This window comes from Allorhizobium ampelinum S4 (assembly GCF_000016285.1).
GTDB classification, from domain to species: Bacteria; Pseudomonadota; Alphaproteobacteria; order Rhizobiales; family Rhizobiaceae; genus Allorhizobium; species Allorhizobium ampelinum.
On sequence record NC_011989.1, the window covers coordinates 88,277 to 107,057 of the forward strand.

The window sequence follows — 18,781 nt, forward strand, 5'->3', positions numbered from 1 at the left end:
AGGCGCAGCCGGTTGGGTGGGAGATCCGTGCCTTCTGGCGCAAACGGGATGATTATGAAGGCTGAAACCGAAGACATGTCTTCCATGCTCGCAGCCGTTGCTCGCGAACGGGATGTGGAAGCATTCGAAACATTGTTCCGCCATTACGGTCCGCGCGTAAAGGCCTATATGGCTCGCCAGGCGCGTGACCAGCAGGCGGCAGAGGAATTGATGCAGGAAACCATGATGGTGGTCTGGAACAAGGCCGCATTATTCGATCCGACCCGGGGCAATGTCTCCGCCTGGATCTTTACCATTGCCAGAAATCTGCGGGTTTCGGCCTATCGCAAGCAGAACCGGCCGGAATTCGACCCGAACGACCCGGCCTTCGTGCCTGACGAGGTGATGCCAGCCGACAAGGATCTGGAAAACCGCCAGGATGCGGAAAGGCTGCACAAGGCCATGGGACAATTGCCGCAGGAGCAGTTGGAACTGTTGCAACGGTCCTTCTTTCACGAAATTCCGCACAGCGCGCTTGCCAAAGAATTCAATCTGCCGCTCGGCACGGTGAAGTCGAGAATCCGCATGGCCTTTGCCAAGCTTCGTGCCACCCTTGAAGACCGCTCAGAGGAGGATCGCTGATGACTGTTCACCATCATGTCAGCGATGAATTGCTGCTCGATTACGCCAATGGCAGCCTTGCCGAAGGCTGGGGCATCGCCATTGCCACCCATCTCGCCTTGTGTCCCGATTGTCGCCGGCGCCTTGCGACCATGGAGGTTACTGCCGGGGCATTGTTGGAGGCCGAGAAACCTGTTGATGCCGATCTCAGCGTCGACCGCTCCTGGCAAGATATGCGAGCAAGGCTGACTGCCTCCGGCGAACGGTCAAGGGAAAGCACCGTCAGCCGGGTTGAGGCGTCGCCGGACGCCACCCGCCGTCAGCGCGATGCGATCCTGCCGGAACCGCTTCGCTCCTATCTGGGGCAGGATCTTGATGGTTTGAAATGGAAGTCGCTTGGGCGCGGCGCCTATCACATTCCGATCAAGACCCGCGATGGTGAAACCAGCGTGCGTCTGCTGCGCATTCCGGCCGGAAAGCCGGTGCCGGAACATAGCCATGGCGGTCGCGAACTGACACTGGTGCTGAAAGGCAGCTTCCACGATGGACAGGGGCGGTTTGCCCGTGGCGATCTGGAGGAAGCAGATGAGCAGTTGGAACATCAGCCTATTGCTGAAGACGGCGAAGATTGCATCTGCCTGGCTGTGACTGACGCCCCCCTGCGGTTTAAGAGCCGACTTGTCCGGCTATTTCAACCGATCCTCGGTATATAGCCGACACTGTAAAAGGAATGAGACCTGATGCGCAGCTATGCAATTGCCTATTGTGCCACGGCTGCGGTGTTTTTCACCTTGGATTTCCTCTGGCTTAGCAAAATTGCGCTGGGTTTTTACAAGTCCCGCATCGGTGATATGATGCGGGATCAGCCCAATTTCACCGCTGCGGGCCTGTTCTATCTATTTTATATCGTCGGCATTGTTTATTTTGCGGTCGGTCCAGCCCTGCAAAGCGGCAGCCTGTTAACGGCTCTGGTCAGCGGTGCCCTTCTGGGGCTGATCGCCTATGGCACCTATGACATGACCAATCTGGCCACCTTGAAATCCTGGTCACTGACGCTCAGTCTGGTCGACATGGCCTGGGGCACGGTACTGACCGCCACCGCAGCCGGGATTGGCTATCTGATTACCAGCCGGTTCGTATAAACGTTTCACGTGAGACGTCAGGCGCATTGCACCGCTTTCGTTTTGGATTATGATGAAAGAAAAACGAAAACGGGGAGGGGTGCATGTTTCTGTCTGCCCGGCAATCCGACATTCTCGACATCGCCAAGGCGGAAGGCCGGGTGCAGGTGGATGATCTGGCGGTTCGCTTTTCAGTGACGCCGCAAACCATTCGCAAGGATCTCAACGATCTCTGCGAAACGCGCCGGCTGACGCGGGTCCATGGAGGGGCGATCTTTCCAAGCGGTGCCGAAAACGTTCGCTATGAAGCGCGCCGCTCAATGGCCGCGCCGGAAAAGCAGGCGATTGGCCGTGCTGCTGCCGAATTGATCCCCAACAATGCATCGCTGTTCATCAATATCGGCACGACGACTGAGGCGGTGGGCGAAGCATTGCTTGATCATAAGGACCTGATGGTCATTACCAATAATATCAACGTTGCCAATCGCCTGCGGGTCTTTCCAGGCATTGAGGTGGTGATCGCTGGTGGCGTCGTGCGTGGCTCCGATGGCGGTATTGTCGGGGAAGCGGCGGTCGATTTCATCCGCCAGTTCAAGGTGGATTATGCGGTGATCGGCGCTTCGGCTATCGACCCTGACGGCGCATTGCTGGACTATGACTATCGGGAGGTGAAGGTGGCGCAGGCGATTATCGCCAATGCCCGGCACGTGATTCTAGTGGCTGATTCCTCCAAATTCGAGCGCGCCGCCCCGGTGCGGATCGGCCATCTCAGCCAGGTTCACACGTTCATCACTGACGTCTGCGATATCGAAGGCCTTGCCGCTATTTGCCGTGAGCATGATGTGCGGTTGATCGAGGCATTCAGGGCCGCATAGCGGTCTACTGAATAGGAACTGCTAAACTTTCGTTTGACATTCGTTTTAAGTTCGTTTTAGCTATATCCAGTTTCGCATGCGCACTGTAATGCTGCATTGCGAAAGGGAGAGAAACGTGTCCGGCGATCCTGTCTTCGACATATTCGTTATTGGTGGTGGCATTAACGGCTGCGGCATTGCCCGTGATGCTGTCGGGCGGGGCTATACCGTTGCGCTGGCGGAAATGAATGATTTCGCGTCAGGCACCTCTTCGGGTGCCACCAAGCTCATTCACGGCGGCTTGCGCTATCTTGAACATTATGAATTTCGGCTGGTGCGCGAAGCGCTGATGGAGCGTGAAGTACTCTGGGCCATGGCGCCACATATCATCTGGCCGATGCGTTTCGTGCTGCCGTTCCACAAGGGCGGCATTCGTCCCGCCTGGCTGATCCGGCTGGGCCTGTTTCTCTACGATCATCTGGGTGGCCGTAAATTACTGCCCGCCACCAAAACATTGAATATGCGCAAGGACAAGGCGGGCAAGCCGCTGAAGCCTCTGTTTACCCGCGCCTTTGAATATTCGGATGGCTGGGTCGATGATGCCCGTTTCGTCGTGCTGAATGCCCGCGATGCTGCGGATCGTGGCGCCACAATCCTCAGCCGCAACCGCGTCATTGGCGCGCACCGGGATGGCGATCTCTGGATCATCGAGGTCGAGGACCGCGCCAGCCGCGCACGCAGCACCTACAAGGCGCGGATGCTGGTCAATGCAGGCGGCCCATGGGTCGATAGCGTGCTATCCAATGCGGTCGGCAGAAACAATGTTCACAACGTGCGGCTGGTGCAGGGCAGCCATATCGTGGTAAAGAAGAAATTCGATGATCCCCGTGCCTATTTCTTCCAAAATCCGGACAACCGTATCATCTTCGCCATTCCCTATGAGACGGATTTCACCCTGATCGGCACGACCGATCAGGATTATCAAGGTGATCCGAAGGATGTGAAGATTTCCAGCGCCGAGATCTCCTATCTTTGCGATGCCGCCAGCGAATATTTTGCCGAGCCGGTCCGGCCTGAGGACATTGTCTGGTCCTATTCCGCCGTGCGGCCACTCTACGATGACGGTGCTTCCAAAGCGCAGGAGGCCACCCGCGATTACGTGCTGAAACTGGAAACGCCGGAAAAGGCCGCGCCGCTGCTTAACGTATTCGGCGGCAAGCTGACCACCTATCGGCGTCTGGGTGAACATGCATTGGAAAAGATCGGCGAGGCCATCGGCGTCAAGGGCAAGCCCTGGACCGCGACAAGCCATTTGCCGGGCGGTGATTTTCCGGCAACCGGCTATCTGGCGGAAGTGGAGAGGCTGAAAAAAGTATTTCCATTCCTGGAGGACCGTTGCGCGCGTCGGCTCGTGCGGTGCTATGGCACGTTTGCCACGACGATCATCAATGGTGCCAAAAGCCTGGAGGGGCTGGGGCACTATTTCGGGGGAACCCTGTATCAGGCAGAGGTGGACTGGCTGATTGCTCGGGAATGGGCGGCAACAGCGGAGGATATTCTCTGGCGCCGCACCAAGCAGGGCCTGTTCCTCAGTGTCGAACAGGCACAGGTGCTGGAAGACTATATCGAGGAGGCGCGGGCGGCCTGACAGGCCAAGCGCGCAAGAGGGAGTGCCCGCATAAGGACCTGGACCGAGTCGGTCAAAGGTTTTGAGCGCGGCAAATGCAAGAATGATAGCGGATGGATGTGTCGGTTCCGACGCAGACCGTTGTCATTGTCGGCGGGCGGAGGAGGCCTGACGCACAATGCTGGAATTGCGAAACCTGTCCAAGGTGGTGGCGGGGGATGTTCACATTCATCCCGTCAACCTGACCCTGCAACGCGGGTCGCTGAACGTTCTGCTTGGGCCGACCCTGTCGGGCAAGACATCGTTGATGCGGCTGATGGCCGGGCTGGACAAACCGACGTCAGGTTCCCTGCTGTTTGATGGCAAGGACGTCACCGGGTTGCGGGTGCAGGACCGGTCGGTTGCCATGGTCTACCAGCAATTCATCAATTATCCGGCCCTCAGCGTCTATGAAAACATCGCCTCGCCGCTCAGGGTGCGCAAGGTCGATAGGGCCACCATAGACCGCGAAGTGAAAAAAGCCGCCGAGCTTTTGAAGCTGACACCCTATCTGGAGCGCACGCCGCTCAACCTGTCCGGCGGCCAGCAGCAGCGCACGGCGCTGGCCCGCGCCATCGTCAAGCAGGCAAGCCTGGTGCTGCTGGATGAGCCGCTGGCCAATCTGGACTATAAACTGCGTGAGGAATTGCGCGAGGAACTGCCGAAGATCTTTGCCGAACTGGGCGCAATTTTCGTCTATGCGACGACGGAGCCGTCGGAAGCCCTGCTTCTGGGTGGCCATACCGCCACGCTGTCGGAAGGCCGCGTCACGCAATATGGCCCGACCATCGACGTTTATCGCCGCCCGGCGGACCTGAAAACCGCCCGTACCTTTGCTGATCCGCCGTTGAACACTGTTCAGGCCATCCGGCGGGAAGGGCATTTCATGATCGGCGGTATTCCGGTTCTGACCGTGCCCCGGCACCTTGCGCATGTGCCGGAGGAGCCGTTGACGCTGGGCTTTCACCCGCATCACCTGTCGCTGGCAGGAGCCTCGTCGAGTGAAGGGGTCGCTCCTTTGGTAGCCCGCTCGATGATCTCGGAAATTTCCGGCTCGGAAAGCTATATTCATCTCGACTATGCCGGGGAGCGCTGGGTGATGCTGGAGCATGGCATTCACGATATCGAACCGGGCCGCGACGTGCAGGTCCATCTCGATACCCGTCACCTGATGGCCTTCGATGCCAGTGGCCGGGCGCTTGCCGAATATCTGGCCGGACAGCTTGAAGCGCAGGGGGAATAGACCATGGCCCGAATTTCCCTCGATCATATCCGCCACGCCTATGGCCCGAAGGGGCTGGCCAATCCGCTCTATGCGCTGAAGGAAGTGCATCACGAGTTTGACGATGGCGGTGCCTATGCGCTGCTCGGTCCCTCCGGCTGTGGCAAGACCACCTTGCTCAACATCATGTCCGGCCTGTTGCAGCCTTCGGATGGGCGCATCCTGTTTGGCGATAAGGATGTGACGCACTTGTCCACCGAGGCGCGCAACATTGCCCAGGTGTTCCAGTTTCCCGTCGTCTACGACACCATGACGGTTTACGACAATCTGGCCTTTCCGCTCAGAAATCGGCGTGTGCCGGAGGTGGAAGTCGATGCCAGGGTGCGCACCATCCTGAAGATGATCGACCTCGAAGCCTGGGCCAAGCGCAAGGCGCAGGGTCTGACCGCCGACCAGAAGCAGAAGATTTCACTTGGTCGCGGATTGGTGCGCTCCGATGTCAATGCCATCCTGTTCGACGAGCCGCTGACGGTGATCGATCCGCATATGAAATGGATGCTGCGCGCCCAACTCAAGCAATTGCACCGGGAATTCGCCTATACCATGGTCTATGTCACCCATGACCAGACCGAGGCCCTGACCTTCGCCGACAAGGTGGTGGTGATGTATGACGGGCAAATCGTCCAGATCGGTACGCCAGCCGAGTTGTTCGACCGGCCTAAACATACATTCGTCGGTTATTTCATCGGCTCGCCGGGCATGAACGTGCTGGCCGCCGGTATCGATGGCGATACCGCGATGATCGGCGGTGAGCGGGTCGCTCTTCCGGGCCGTCCGGTCATTCCCGGGGAAGCCCTTACCGAGCTTGGCATTCGCCCGGAATTCATTCGCCTTGGCCGCGAGGGCATGCCGGTGCAGATTTCCAAAGTCGAGGATATCGGACGCCAGAAAATCGTGCGCGCCCGTTTTGCCGACCAGCCGATTTCTATCGTGCTGCGGGAGGATGCCGATATTCCCGCTGAGCCAAAGGTTAGCTTCGATCCGACCGCCATCAACATCTACGCAAATTCCTGGCGGGTCGATTTCGCCGGTGCCGGATTGGGAGGTGTAAGGCCATGAACAAGACCTGGAACAACAAGGCCTGGTTTCTGGTGCTGCCCGTGCTGCTGCTGGTGGCTTTTTCCGCTGTCATTCCGCTGATGACCGTGGTGAACTATTCGGTGCAGGACACGTTCGGCAATAACGACTTCTTCTGGGCCGGTTCCGATTGGTTTACCCAGACGCTGCAATCGGAACGGTTCTGGGATGCGCTGTGGCGTAACCTGATCTTCTCGATGATCATTCTCGCCATCGAAGTGCCGCTTGGCATCCTGATCGCGCTGAACATGCCGAAGACCGGGCTCGGTGTGCCGGTCTGCCTGGTGCTGATGGCCCTGCCGTTGTTGATCCCGTGGAATGTGGTCGGCACCATCTGGCAGGTGTTCGGACGCAGCGATATTGGCCTGCTCGGCTATACCCTCAACGCCGTTGGTCTCGATTATAATTATGTGGCGAATCCATTCGATGCCTGGGCGACCATCGTCGTCATGGATGTCTGGCATTGGACCAGCCTTGTTGTGCTGCTGTGCTATGCCGGTCTGGTGTCGATCCCGGATGCCTATTACCAGGCGGCCCGGATTGATGGCGCCTCGCGCTGGTCGGTGTTTCGCTATATCCAGCTGCCAAAGATGAAACAGGTGCTGCTGATCGCCGTGCTGCTGCGCTTCATGGACAGTTTCATGATCTATACCGAGCCTTTCGTCGTCACCGGCGGCGGTCCGGGCAATTCCACCACCTTCCTGTCGATCGATCTGGTGAAAATGGCGCTCGGCCAGTTCGATCTCGGACCTGCGGCAGCGATGTCGATCATCTACTTCCTGATCATTCTGCTGCTGTCCTGGGTCTTCTACACTGTCATGACCCATAGTGACGCCCAGAGTGCGTCAGCACCGAAGGGAGACTAAGCCATGAACAACAGCCGGTCCCTTCGCTCCGTCCTGATCGTCAGTCTCTACATTTTGTTTCTGTTGCTGCCGATCTACTGGCTCGTCAACATGAGCTTCAAGAGCAATCAGGAAATCCTCAGTTCCCTGACGCTCTATCCGCATGAGCCGACGCTGAAGAATTACATCACGATTTTCACCGACCGGTCCTGGTATTCGGGTTATATCAACTCGATCATCTATGTGGTGCAGAATATGGTAATTTCGGTCGCCTGCGCGCTTCCGGCTGCCTATGCCTTCTCGCGCTACCGGTTTCTGGGCGACAAGCACCTGTTCTTTTGGCTGCTGACCAACCGCATGGCACCACCCGCCGTGTTTGCCCTGCCGTTTTTCCAGCTCTATTCGGCCTTTGACATGATCGACACGCATATTGCGGTGGCGCTGGCCCATTGCCTGTTCAACGTGCCGCTGGCGGTGTGGATTTTGGAAGGTTTCATGTCCGGTATCCCCAAGGAAATCGATGAAACGGCTTATATCGACGGCTATTCATTTCCCCGCTTTTTCGTGAAGATCTTCATACCGCTGATTGCTTCCGGCATCGGGGTCGCGGCCTTCTTCTGCTTCATGTTCTCATGGGTGGAGCTGCTGATCGCCCGCACGCTGACCACTGTCGATGCCAAGCCGATTGCGGCCGTGATGACCCGCACGGTGTCAGCATCCGGCGTCGATTGGGGCCTGCTGGCCGCAGCCGGTGTGCTGACGCTGATTCCCGGTGCCGTGGTGATCTATTTTGTCCGCAATTATATCGCCAAGGGCTTTGCCCTGGGCCGCGTCTGAGGAGGAGGACACGATGAACCTGTCATGGATGGCCTGGACCACGCCCACGGCGCTGTTCTTCATCACCATTCTCGCCCTGCTGATCGCCCTGTCGGTCTGGGAATATGTTTCGCCCGGCGGCAGTCCCCGCGTCGGCATTCTGCGGTTCGAGACGACACGCGGCGACAGGCTGTTCGTGTCCCTGCTCGGCTCCGCCTTCATTCATCTCGCATGGTTGGGGCTATCCAGTCTCAGCCTGTGGTGGGCTCTCGGCCTTTCGGTCATCTACGCCATCGGCGTGTTCCGGACGGTTTAAAAGCCCAGTAAATACGCATGCAATCGCAAACTCTGGGAGGACATGATGCGAAAGCACTTAATGACGACAACGGCGGCGATGCTGCTGGCCATGACTGGTGCTGCCTATGCCGGTATGGATGAGGCCAAGCAATTTCTCGATGAGGAGATCAAGGGGGAATCCTCGCTGTCGCGGGCGGATCAGGAAAAGCAGATGCAATGGTATGTGGATGCTGCCAAGCCCTTTTCGGGCATGGAAATCCATGTCGTTTCCGAATCGCTGACCACCCATGCCTACGAATCCAAGGTGCTGGCGCCGTGGTTCAGCAAGATCACCGGCATCAAGCTTACTCACGACGTCATTCAGGAGGGTGATGTCGTCGAGAAGATCCAGACCCAGATGCAGACCGGCCAGAACCTCTATGACGGCTGGGTCAACGATTCCGACTTCATCGGCACCCATTGGCGCTATGGTCAGGTCCGCAACCTGACGGACTGGATGACGGGCGAGGGCAAGGATGTCACCGATCCGATGCTGGATTTGAAGGATTATATCGGCCTGTCCTTCACGACAGCCCCGGATGGCAAGCTCTACCAGCTTCCCGACCAGCAATTCGCCAACCTCTACTGGTTCCGCTACGATTGGTTCAACGACCCGAAGATCAAGGAAGAGTTCAAGAAGGAATACGGTTACGAGCTGGGTGTGCCGGTCAACTGGTCGGCCTATGAGGATATTGCCAAATTCTTCACCGGACGCGAGATTGGCGGCAAGAAAGTCTATGGCAGCATGGACTATGGCAAGAAGGACCCCTCGCTCGGTTGGCGCTTTACCGATGCCTGGCTGTCGATGGCCGGTAATGGCGACAAAGGTCTGCCGAATGGTAAGCCCGTCGACGAATGGGGCATCCGTGTCAACGACAAGGACCAGCCGACCGGTTCCTGCGTCGATCGCGGTGGGGATACCAATGGGGCGGCCTCGGTCTATGCCGTCACCAAATATCTGGAATGGTTGAAGAAATATACCCCGCCAGAAGCGCAGGGCATGACCTTCTCCGAATCCGGCCCGGTTCCCGCCCAGGGCAATATCGCCCAGCAGATCTTCTGGTACACGGCCTTTACCGCCGATATGGCCAAGCCCGGTTTGCCTGTGGTCAATGACGACGGCACGCCGAAATGGCGTGTGGCACCATCGCCGCATGGTTCCTACTGGCATGAAGGCCAGAAGCTCGGCTATCAGGATGTCGGCTCCTGGACGCTGATGAAATCCACGCCCACGGATCGCGCCAAGGCTGCCTGGCTCTATGCCCAGTTCGTCACCTCGAAAACTGTTGACGTGAAGAAAAGCCAGACCGGTCTGACTTTCATCCGTCAGTCGTCCATCATGGACAAGACCTTCACCGACCGCGCCCCGAAACTCGGTGGTCTGGTGGAATTCTACAGGTCGCCTGCCCGCGTCCAATGGACGCCAACCGGAACCAATGTGCCTGATTATCCGAAGCTGGCGCAATTGTGGTGGCAGAATATTGGCGATGCGGCAGCCGGTGCCAAGACCCCGCAGGAAGCCATGGATGCCTTGTGCAAGGCGCAGGACGGCATTCTCTCCCGTCTGGAACGCGCCAAGGTGCAGGGCGAATTCGGCCCCAAGCTGAACGAGCCGAAGGACGCCGCCTATTGGGAAAAATACGCCAAGGACCACGGCAGCCTTGCGCCGCAGCCCAAGCTGGCTAACGAAAAGGAAAAGCCGATCACCATCAATTACGACGAATTGGTGAAGAGCTGGCAGAAGTAAGAAACATCAATGATCGATGCCGCGCATCATGATGCGCGGCATCGGAAATGTTCTTCACCGCAGCAAAATACGGTACAAAAAACGCCCGGCAATGTTGCCGGGCGTTTTATCTATATCATGCTTTTCCCCTGCCGCGTTTACGACAGCGGTCGATCAATTGGTCGGTAACGCCACCGGATTGTCGGACTGGTTGTGAAGATACACCAGCAGGTTGGCGCGGTCCTGTTCCTTGGGAATACCGGCAAAGCCCATCGCCGTACCCGCCACGAATTTCTTTGGCGCGGTCAGGAAGTGGTTGAGGTTTTCAAAGGTCCAGTGCTCGGAGCTGCCTTTGGAGAAATCCTTCATACCGGCGGAATAGGCAAAGCCTTCATGGCTGGCGACGGGCCGGTCGACAACGCCCCAAAGGTTGGGTCCAACCTTGTTGGCTCCGCCCTTGTCGACGCTATGACAGGCTGTGCATTTCTTGAAAATGGCCTCGCCAGCCTTGACGTCTGCCGATGCCAGCAGTTCCGCAATCGGCTTGTCGGCTGCGGCTGGTGCCGCACCTTCCGCGCCGCCAGCGGCAGGCGCTTCGGCAGCCACGATGGCATAGCCTTCCTTTTCGGGGGTCGGCGCGTGGAAAATCCCCTCCGACGCAATGGACACTGACATCAGTACGAAGATCGTACCAAGCAGTGCGCCTGCTCCCATATTCATGTAGGAATTCATTGGTTATCGCTCCCCATGCAGTCCGCGCAGTAGAAATCGGACAAGCCTCCATCTATGAAAAGGCTAAGACTTTTGCTTGACAGTTGCAACCCGATTATGCTCCGCCGCCCTGAGACGTTTTGCCACTTACCCCCATTGCTTTCAAAGGCGAATACCGATGTCTGACCATACACGCTTCAAAACCCTGGTTCTCATCCCCGCCCGCATGGCCTCCACAAGGCTTCCCGGTAAGCCCCTGGCTGACATTGCCGGCCTGCCGATGATCGTCCAGGTGGCAAAGCGCGCAGCGGAGGCCAATGTCGGACGTATCGTCGTGGCGGTGGATCATCCTGACGTGTTCGCCACGGTGACGGCAGCCGGTTTTGAAGCCGTGATGACCGGCGAGCAGCATCAATCCGGTTCCGACCGCATCCATGAAGCGCTGCTGAAGGTCGATCCGAAAGGCGAGGCCGAAATCATCATCAATGTTCAGGGTGATCTGCCCACCATTGACCCGGAGACGATTCGTGCCGCCTTGCGCCCCCTGGAGGACCCGCAGGTCGATATCGCCACGCTGACGGTGGAGATCGAGGATGAGGCGGAAAAGACCAATCCCAACGTGGTGAAGGTTGTCGGCTCGCCGCTGTCGGACAATCGCCTGCGGGCGCTTTATTTTACCCGCGCCACCGCCCCGCATGGCAAAGGACCGCTTTATCACCACATCGGCCTCTACGCCTATCGCCGCGCTGCATTGGAACGGTTCGTCGCGCTGTCTCCCTCGGTGCTGGAAAAGCGCGAATCGCTGGAACAGTTGCGGGCGCTGGAAGCGGGCATGCGTATCGATGTCGAGATTGTCGATACTGTGCCGCTTGGCGTCGATACAGCGGCGGATTTGGAAAAAGCCCGCGCCATTCTGGCTGCAAAATAAGGATAAGCCCGTGGTCACGCTCACCAACAAAATTTCCTTCCAGGGCGATTATGGCGCCAATTCCGACATGGCCTGCCGCGATATGTTCCCGGATATGGAGCCTTTGCCATGCCCGACATTCGAGGACGCTTTCACGGCGTTGGAAAACGGCGAGGCGGATCTGGCGATGATCCCGATTGAAAACACCCTGGCTGGGCGGGTCGCCGATATTCACTATCTGCTGCCGCTGTCACGCCTGAAGATTATCGGTGAATATTTCATGCCGATCCGGTTTCAGCTCATGGTGCTGCCGGGGGTGAAGGCCGAGGAGATCCGCACGGTCCACAGCCACATCCATGCGCTCGGCCAATGCCGGAAGATCATCCGTAGCCATGGCTGGAAGGCCGTGGTGGCGGGCGATACGGCAGGGGCTGCCAAGCAGGTTGCGGAACTGGGCGACCGCTCCATGGCGGCCTTGGCACCGCGCCTGGCCGCCTCGCTCTATGGGCTGGATATTCTCGCCGAAAATGTCGAGGATTCCGAAAACAACATCACCCGCTTCGTTGTGCTGTCGCGCGATGAGATGGCGTTGACGCGGGCGGCTGCGGATGAAAGCTTCATCACCACCTTCGTTTTCAATGTCCGCAATATTCCGGCAGCGCTGTACAAGGCCATGGGTGGTTTTGCCACCAATGGGGTCAATATGACCAAGCTGGAAAGCTACCAGATCGGCGGCAAATTCATCGCCACCCAGTTTTATGCCGATATCGAAGGGCATCCAGAGGATGCGCCGGTCAAGCGGGCGCTGGAGGAATTGCGCTTCTTCTCCGAGAAGGTCCACATTCTCGGCGTCTACAAGGCTCACGCCATGCGCGGCAAGTTTTAATCATAGATTGGAACAATGGCGGCGGGGTGCCGCCATTGCTCTGCGCACTCAATATGTCTGCGAATAGCCGATCTTGTAGAGCGGCTTTTTCGAATCATGCGGTGTGCTGGGCGCCTGTGCCTCGACAGCCTGCATGGAAGACGGCAGTTCAAACGGCAGCTTGCCTCGCGCCTTCTGCTTGCCCTCAATGACGTTGAACAGCGCCTCGTCACTGGCGCCGAAATTGCCGATCAACGCCTTTGTCTGATCCTTCAAATTGGTGAGAATACTCGGGCGTGACAGAAACACCGTGGCAATGATCGGTGTCTTTCCGGCAATGGCGGTCACGGCGTCGTAATCGGGGTTGCCGGGCTTGAAGGATAGGTCGCCTTCCTCATGCCGCGCCCCGAAGAAATAGTTGGGATGCAAGCGCTCAAACGGTGCCATCAGACGGACCAGGGCAAAATCCGCATCTTCTGGTTTTGTCACCACCTGATAGCCGCGCTTCTGGGCAGTGGCGGCATCGACATTGAGAAGATAGACCTTCTTTCCAGGCTTGACGGGAAGAATTTTCCCCTTGTTTTGCAGAACAACCATGGCGCGGGCTTGGGCCTTTTCGCCCTCGGCGACAAAATCCGCATTGCCAACGATGGCTTTGGCCTTTTGCGGGTCGGCATAGGGGTTTTCAAACAGGCCCTGCTCGAATTTCTGGATCAGCAACCGCTTGGCAGACTGATCGATCCTGATTTCGCTGACTTTCTTGTCTTCCACGGCTTTCACCAGGATATCGGAATTGGCGACGCCGCCGAATTGGTCGATGCCGGCGTTTACCGCCTTAGCAAAACGATCCTCGCGGCTGAGATCCTCCACCCCCCAGGGCATGCCAAACGTATCGGGCCGGATGATCGGCGTGTCGCCGGGCTTTTCGCCATTCAGGCATTCATCCTTGCAGTCATTGGTAATCAGCCAGTCGCTGACCACGACGCCATCGAACTTGTAGCGCTTACGCAGCAGATCGGTCAGCAATTGCTTGCTATAGCCTGCGGCCACGGGCTCCAGGGGTTTGCCGTCAAGCTTCACGCCATCGACAATCGAATAGGTCGGCATGATGCCCGCCACCTTGGCGGCAAAGGCACCCTTGAAGGGGGTGACATGCTTTTCGAAGTCCTTGGCCTTAAAAACCACGTGGCGACCATAGGAGTTATGGCCGTCAAAGCCTTGCGGTGCTGCGCCATAGCCCACCCAGTGCTTGGCGACGGCGCTGACGCTGCCGGGTTTCAGGCCCGTGGTGCCGTTCTGGAAACCTGCGACATAGGCTTCCGCCATGCGCCTGGAAATCTGCGGATCTTCTCCGAACGTGCCGGTCGAGCGTGGCCAGCGTGGTTCCGTGGCAAGATCGATTTGCGGTGACAGGGCCTGCTGGATGCCAACGGCCAGATATTCCTGTCGAGCGATATCGCCGAACTGGCGCGTCAGTTTCGCGTCGTCGAGCGCCCCAAAACCCAGGCTTTCCGGCCATTTGGAGAAACCACCGCTCTGGGCCGAAGCGCCCAGCACATATTGGAAATGGTTGCGCGGATCGGTACTGATCGTCAGCGGAATGCCAAGCCGGCTGGCCTCGGCAATCTCCTGGAGCTTATTGTTTTCTGCGGCCAGCTGTTCGGGCGGCAAAGATAGCCGGGTAATATAGGTGGCAACCTTGGCGTCGTTGATCAGGGGCTTGATCCGCTCCAGATCGTAACCGCTGCCGCGTCCCTGTCCGGCCTCCGATCCGGACGCCAAAGCTGGTGCCGTCCCATGCATCATCAACCCGGCCTTTTCGATGAGGGTCATCTGGCTGACGAGGTCACTTGCCCGTTCTGCCGGAGAACGTCGCCAATCCTCATAAGGGTCCAGGCGGCCGTTGCGGTTAAGATCCTTGAAGGTCTTTGCATCGACCGTGAGGATCGCGGCGGAACGGGCGGTGACGACAGGCTGGTTTTGAGCGATGGCAACAGACGCCATCAGAATGGCGCAGGACGCCAAGCTAAACATTTTCATCGATGATTTCCTGAATTGATGAATTTTCGCCGAAAAACGGGCCAAAAAACGGATTGCTGAAAAGCCAAGCGGAGGGCCTACCGAGGCACAGCCCGCCGTTTCACCGTGGCATTGGGTTTTGAAAGCAAAGATATATCCTCCCTCGAAATAGGCTATCGCGCGTGATGTTTTGCGTCATCGTCCGCTGACCCCTCCCATCGGACGATGACATCACATTCGCTTACCATAGCCTCACACGTTTTCCGCGTAAATGGTGTTAAAGGCCGTTCCAGACGCAGCATTCACCACCTTAACCAGCCTTGCCCCAGTCAAGCCAGTCGCTCATCAACCGATGGGCAATGGTGCCGGGCGCGGGGGCCTTTACCGTTTCAGTCTCAAGATCGATCATCGCCTGCAACTCGGCCCGGCTGAACCAGCGGCAATCGGCCAGTTCGTTCTCGTCGCGGGAAATCTCGAAGCTCAAGGCCTGTGCATAGCAGCCGATCATCAGTTGATGTGGCATCGGCCAGGGCTGGGAGGCGTGGTAGCGCACACGCCCAATGGTGATGGCGGCCTCCTCATAGGTCTCGCGCCGCACGGCGTTTTCGATGGTTTCCGCCGGTTCGACAAAGCCTGCAAGGCAAGAATACATGCCTTCTGGAAAATGCGCTCCGCGCCCCAGCAGGCAGCGGTCGTTGTCCTCATCCACTGTCATCATGATTACCACGGGATCAGTGCGCGGAAAGGCCATGCGCCCACAGGCCGGACATTCGCGCTTGTAGCCGCCAAGCCGTGGCTCCATCGGCTTGCCGCAGGTGCCGCAGAAGCGGTTCTCACTGTTCCAGTGCAAGAGACTGAAGCCCTGTGCTGCCTCGCCGACCAGTTCGGCATCAATATTGGGATCACGAAACAGCTCGCGCGCTGTTAAGGCCTTGTAGCCAGTGGCAAGCTGCTCCTCGCTGATTGTCACGGGGACGGCGATGCGCGGCTCGCCGCTGGGGCGGCGACCCAAAAGCACGGCATTGTCGAGGTCCGGTCGCAGGGCGGTCAGCTCGTAAGGCGCAAATAGCGGGTCCAGCACCAGTCCTTCATGCTTGAACACCAGCCGATTGCCGGCAAAAGCCAGCACATGCATGCCCTCGGCCTTGAAAGCCTCGGAAAGGCTCTCTTCCGAGCGATGCTCGGCATAGCGCTCCAGTCCGTTGCCGGAAAAGGCGGTGAGGGCGCTTGCCTCTGGATGGGGTGTATCGATATCAAACAGGGAAATTGAGGTCATGTCAGCGCATCCAGAATTGTCGTTGTCATCGTCGCAAGGGCTGTGTCCGAATAGGGCTCTGCCACCCCATGTCCCCAGATCGGCCCAGGCCAGTTCGGGTCGGTTTCAAAGCGGGCAACGACATGAACATGGAGCTGGCGCACCACATTGCCAATGGCGGCGATGTTGATCTTGGTGGCGCCGGTCGCGGTTTTTAAGGCGGAGCCGACGTGCACCTGTTCGTGCAGCAGCTGGATCTGGTCGTCCTTGGAAAGCTCGAAAATCTCAGCGACATCATTGCGGCGCGGCACGAGGATCAGCCAGGGCCAGCGGCTATCCCTGGACAGGCGCAGGTCGCTTAACGGCAGCTGCAAGATTGACTGGCTGTCGCGCGCCAGCCGTTCATCGAGACGGAAAAGCTCCAAGATCGGTCTCCTCAAGGCTATTTTGTTTTTACGCATGCCTGACCGTAAAGCCGATATCCACTTTTACCGGAAAGGCGAACAGTTTTTTTGGTCCTCGGCTTGCAATTGCCGCCGGAATTGCCGATATGTCGCTCGGGAGGTTGGTGGTGGACGAGCCACTCGCCAACCGGGTCAGGTCCGGAAGGAAGCAGCCCTAACGAGCGCGGCACGGGTCATCGTGCCAGCCTCCCACCCTTCATGTTTATGGCCAGTCCTAATCAAGCGTGGCCGTATCCCGCCCGAAACGGGGAGACTGGCAGCGCGATGTCCGATCTGGAACCAACAGCACAAGCTGCTCCCGCGTCCGGCCAAGCCTCCGGTGCTTACCGGGTTCTGGCGCGCAAATATCGCCCCAAGGATTTCACGGACCTGATGGTCGGCCAGGAGCCGATGGTCCGCACCCTCACCAATGCGTTCGAGACGGGCCGGATTGCCCAGGCCTATATGCTGACAGGCGTGCGCGGGGTCGGCAAGACCACGACCGCCCGCATTCTCGCCCGTGCGCTGAACTACAAGACCACTGAGATTGACCGCCCGACCATCGACCTGAAAATCCCCGGCGAGCATTGCCAGGCGATCATGGAAGGCCGCCATGTCGATGTGATCGAGATGGATGCCGCCTCCCATACCGGTATCGACGACATCAGGGAAATCATCGAGCAGGTACGCTACCGCCCGGTATCGGCCCGCTACAAGGTCTATATTATCGACGAAGTGCATATGCTCTCCACCGCTGCCTTCAACGGTTTGTTGAAGACACTGGAAGAGCCGCCGGAACACGTCAAATTCATCTTCGCCACCACTGAAATCCGCAAGGTGCCGATCACGGTGCTGTCACGCTGCCAGCGCTTCGATCTGCGCCGCATCAGCGCTGGCGATCTCGTCGGGCTGTTTTCCACCATTCTCTCCAAGGAAAATATCGAGGCGGAAGACGAGGCGCTGGCAATGATCGCCCGTGCCGCCGAGGGTTCAGCCCGTGACGGACTTTCCTTGCTCGATCAAGCCATTGCCCATGGGGCAGGGCGGGTCGAAGCAGATGCCGTGCGCTCCATGCTGGGTCTGGCCGACCGCGCCCGGGTGGTCGATCTGTTTGGCCATATCGTGCTCGGCGATGTCGCCGCAGCGCTTTCGGAATTCAACAGCCAATATGAAGCCGGCGCCAGCCCAAGCGTGGTGCTGACAGATCTTGCTGATTTTACCCATCTGGTGACGCGGCTGAAATATGTACCCAATGGTGCCAATGACCCGTCGCTGAGTGAAGTCGAGCGGGTGCGGGGGGCGGACTACGCCGAGAGCGTTGCCGTCACCACGCTGTCGCGCATCTGGCAAATGTTGCTCAAGGGCATTCCCGAGGTGGAAAACGCCTCCCGTCAGGCCGGTGCCGCCGAAATGGTGCTGATCCGGCTGGCCCATGCCGCCCATCTGCCGTCGCCGGAAGAAGCGGCGCGCCGCCTGCTGGACATGGCACAGGATGGCGGGGGTGCCCCGCAGGGGACCAGTCCCAGAGGCGGTAATGGCGGTGGCGCATCGGCCAGCTATGGCGGGCAGGCGGTGGCGCGGGCGTCGAGCGATCCGGCCCCACGTGCATTAGGCCAGACCCAGCCGACCGCGCATTTGCAGGTGGTTCCCAAGGCATCACCGTCGCCTGACATTGCCGCCCGCCCGGAGACAAAACCTGAGATCCAACCGGATGTGCCCGAGCCCAAGGTTCCCGTGCGGTCGCTGGATGACATCGTCCATCTCTGCACTGCAAACCGCGATCCGAAGCTGAAAGCTTTGACCCGCGCCTATGTGCGGCTGGTCAAGCTGGAAAACGGCCGGCTGGAGATTAATCTGCCGCCGGAGGCACCGAAATCGCTGGTTGGTGATCTGCAAAAGCGGCTGGAGGAATGGACCGATATCCGCTGGATGGTCATCCTCAGCCGCGAGCCGGGGGAAAAGACCCTGGCCGAGCAGGAAAAGAGCGATCACGAAGCGCGGATGACCGATGCAGCCGCCGATCCGGATGTGATGGCGATCCTGTCGCGCTTTCCCGGTGCGAAAATCACCGACGTGCGCATCCGAACCGTCACGGAGGAAGAGGACGAGGCCCTGCCGCCGCCAGCGGCCGCCGAATCCGCCGAGGGCGATATTCTTCCTGGAGACGATATCGAGTTTTAGAGTTTAGCCGGCTTATCATCTGTCGCGGAAGCGTGAAACCGCTGCGCGTCTGACAGACGAAGCCAAGAACAACGGAC

At 58.6% G+C, this 18,781-nt stretch carries 18 protein-coding genes and 1 other RNA gene; 15 read left to right on the forward strand and 4 right to left on the reverse strand.

Features of this window, described 5'->3' with window-relative positions:
- The first annotated feature begins 54 nt into the window (after nucleotides 1–54).
- The 11 genes from AVI_RS00425 (at nucleotide 55) to AVI_RS00475 (ending at nucleotide 10,344) form a co-directional block, all read left to right on the forward strand.
- Nucleotides 55–621, forward strand: a complete 567-nt coding sequence (locus AVI_RS00425; RefSeq protein ID WP_041697311.1) for a sigma-70 family RNA polymerase sigma factor — start codon at nucleotides 55–57, stop codon at nucleotides 619–621.
- Nucleotides 621–1,313, forward strand: coding sequence for a ChrR family anti-sigma-E factor (locus tag AVI_RS00430; RefSeq protein WP_012654573.1), 693 nt, complete (start codon nucleotides 621–623; stop codon nucleotides 1,311–1,313). The genes AVI_RS00425 and AVI_RS00430 overlap by 1 nt, the downstream gene beginning before the upstream one ends.
- 27 nt (nucleotides 1,314–1,340) lie before the next feature.
- Entirely contained in the window at nucleotides 1,341–1,742 is a 402-nt protein-coding gene (locus AVI_RS00435) for a DUF2177 family protein (protein WP_012654574.1), read from the forward strand.
- Between the two features lie 83 nt (nucleotides 1,743–1,825).
- Nucleotides 1,826–2,596 (forward strand): DeoR/GlpR family DNA-binding transcription regulator, encoded by a 771-nt coding sequence (locus AVI_RS00440; RefSeq protein ID WP_012654575.1) that lies wholly within the window; start codon nucleotides 1,826–1,828, stop codon nucleotides 2,594–2,596.
- A gap of 76 nt (nucleotides 2,597–2,672) precedes the next feature.
- Nucleotides 2,673–4,223 (forward strand): glycerol-3-phosphate dehydrogenase, encoded by a 1,551-nt coding sequence (locus AVI_RS00445; protein ID WP_012654576.1) that lies wholly within the window; start codon nucleotides 2,673–2,675, stop codon nucleotides 4,221–4,223.
- Nucleotides 4,224–4,380: 157 nt separating this feature from the next.
- Nucleotides 4,381–5,484 (forward strand): ABC transporter ATP-binding protein, encoded by a 1,104-nt coding sequence (locus AVI_RS00450; protein ID WP_012654577.1) that lies wholly within the window; start codon nucleotides 4,381–4,383, stop codon nucleotides 5,482–5,484.
- 3 nt (nucleotides 5,485–5,487) lie between these two features.
- A complete protein-coding gene (locus AVI_RS00455; RefSeq protein ID WP_012654578.1) occupies nucleotides 5,488–6,582 on the forward strand; it encodes an ABC transporter ATP-binding protein in 1,095 nt (364 codons plus the stop codon).
- On the forward strand, nucleotides 6,579–7,466 hold the full coding sequence (locus tag AVI_RS00460) for a carbohydrate ABC transporter permease (protein WP_012654579.1): 888 nt from the start codon (nucleotides 6,579–6,581) through the stop codon (nucleotides 7,464–7,466). Before AVI_RS00455 ends, AVI_RS00460 begins: the two co-directional genes overlap by 4 nt.
- Before the next feature lie 3 nt (nucleotides 7,467–7,469).
- Nucleotides 7,470–8,282 (forward strand): carbohydrate ABC transporter permease, encoded by an 813-nt coding sequence (locus tag AVI_RS00465; RefSeq protein WP_080516937.1) that lies wholly within the window; start codon nucleotides 7,470–7,472, stop codon nucleotides 8,280–8,282.
- 13 nt (nucleotides 8,283–8,295) lie between these two features.
- Nucleotides 8,296–8,577, forward strand: a complete 282-nt coding sequence (locus AVI_RS00470) for a DUF2160 domain-containing protein (RefSeq protein ID WP_012654581.1) — start codon at nucleotides 8,296–8,298, stop codon at nucleotides 8,575–8,577.
- A gap of 45 nt (nucleotides 8,578–8,622) precedes the next feature.
- On the forward strand, nucleotides 8,623–10,344 hold the full coding sequence (locus AVI_RS00475) for an ABC transporter substrate-binding protein (protein WP_041696048.1): 1,722 nt from the start codon (nucleotides 8,623–8,625) through the stop codon (nucleotides 10,342–10,344).
- 153 nt (nucleotides 10,345–10,497) lie between these two features.
- On the opposite strand, the gene AVI_RS00480 is transcribed toward AVI_RS00475, so the two are convergent.
- Nucleotides 10,498–11,055: a c-type cytochrome gene (locus AVI_RS00480; RefSeq protein ID WP_012654583.1), complete on the reverse strand. Its 558-nt coding sequence runs from the start codon at nucleotides 11,053–11,055 to the stop codon at nucleotides 10,498–10,500.
- 157 nt (nucleotides 11,056–11,212) lie between these two features.
- Between AVI_RS00480 and AVI_RS00485 the strand changes: the two genes are divergently transcribed.
- Nucleotides 11,213–11,962 (forward strand): 3-deoxy-manno-octulosonate cytidylyltransferase, encoded by a 750-nt coding sequence (locus AVI_RS00485; protein ID WP_041696051.1) that lies wholly within the window; start codon nucleotides 11,213–11,215, stop codon nucleotides 11,960–11,962.
- A gap of 10 nt (nucleotides 11,963–11,972) precedes the next feature.
- Nucleotides 11,973–12,827 (forward strand): prephenate dehydratase, encoded by an 855-nt coding sequence (locus AVI_RS00490; protein WP_041696053.1) that lies wholly within the window; start codon nucleotides 11,973–11,975, stop codon nucleotides 12,825–12,827.
- A gap of 48 nt (nucleotides 12,828–12,875) precedes the next feature.
- Here the strand turns inward: AVI_RS00490 and AVI_RS00495 are convergent, their stop codons facing one another.
- The 3 genes from AVI_RS00495 to AVI_RS00505 all read right to left on the reverse strand — a co-directional run bounded on the left by AVI_RS00495 (nucleotide 12,876) and on the right by AVI_RS00505 (nucleotide 16,505).
- Nucleotides 12,876–14,846 carry a glycoside hydrolase family 3 protein gene (locus AVI_RS00495; RefSeq protein WP_012654586.1) on the reverse strand — a complete coding sequence of 657 codons (1,971 nt, stop codon included), beginning with the start codon at nucleotides 14,844–14,846 and terminating at the stop codon, nucleotides 12,876–12,878.
- Nucleotides 14,847–15,135: 289 nt separating this feature from the next.
- A complete protein-coding gene (nudC, locus tag AVI_RS00500) occupies nucleotides 15,136–16,101 on the reverse strand; it encodes an NAD(+) diphosphatase (RefSeq protein ID WP_012654587.1) in 966 nt (321 codons plus the stop codon).
- Nucleotides 16,098–16,505, reverse strand: coding sequence for an HIT family protein (locus AVI_RS00505; RefSeq protein WP_041696055.1), 408 nt, complete (start codon nucleotides 16,503–16,505; stop codon nucleotides 16,098–16,100). The genes nudC and AVI_RS00505 overlap by 4 nt, the downstream gene beginning before the upstream one ends.
- 135 nt (nucleotides 16,506–16,640) lie before the next feature.
- On the opposite strand from AVI_RS00505, the gene ffs reads away from it, so the two are divergent.
- Together ffs and AVI_RS00510 are read left to right on the forward strand one after the other, a co-directional pair.
- An RNA gene (gene ffs / locus AVI_RS29210) (signal recognition particle sRNA small type) lies at nucleotides 16,641–16,737 on the forward strand.
- A gap of 71 nt (nucleotides 16,738–16,808) precedes the next feature.
- Nucleotides 16,809–18,704: a DNA polymerase III subunit gamma/tau gene (locus AVI_RS00510; protein ID WP_012654589.1), complete on the forward strand. Its 1,896-nt coding sequence runs from the start codon at nucleotides 16,809–16,811 to the stop codon at nucleotides 18,702–18,704.
- Nucleotides 18,705–18,781: the final 77 nt, after the last annotated feature.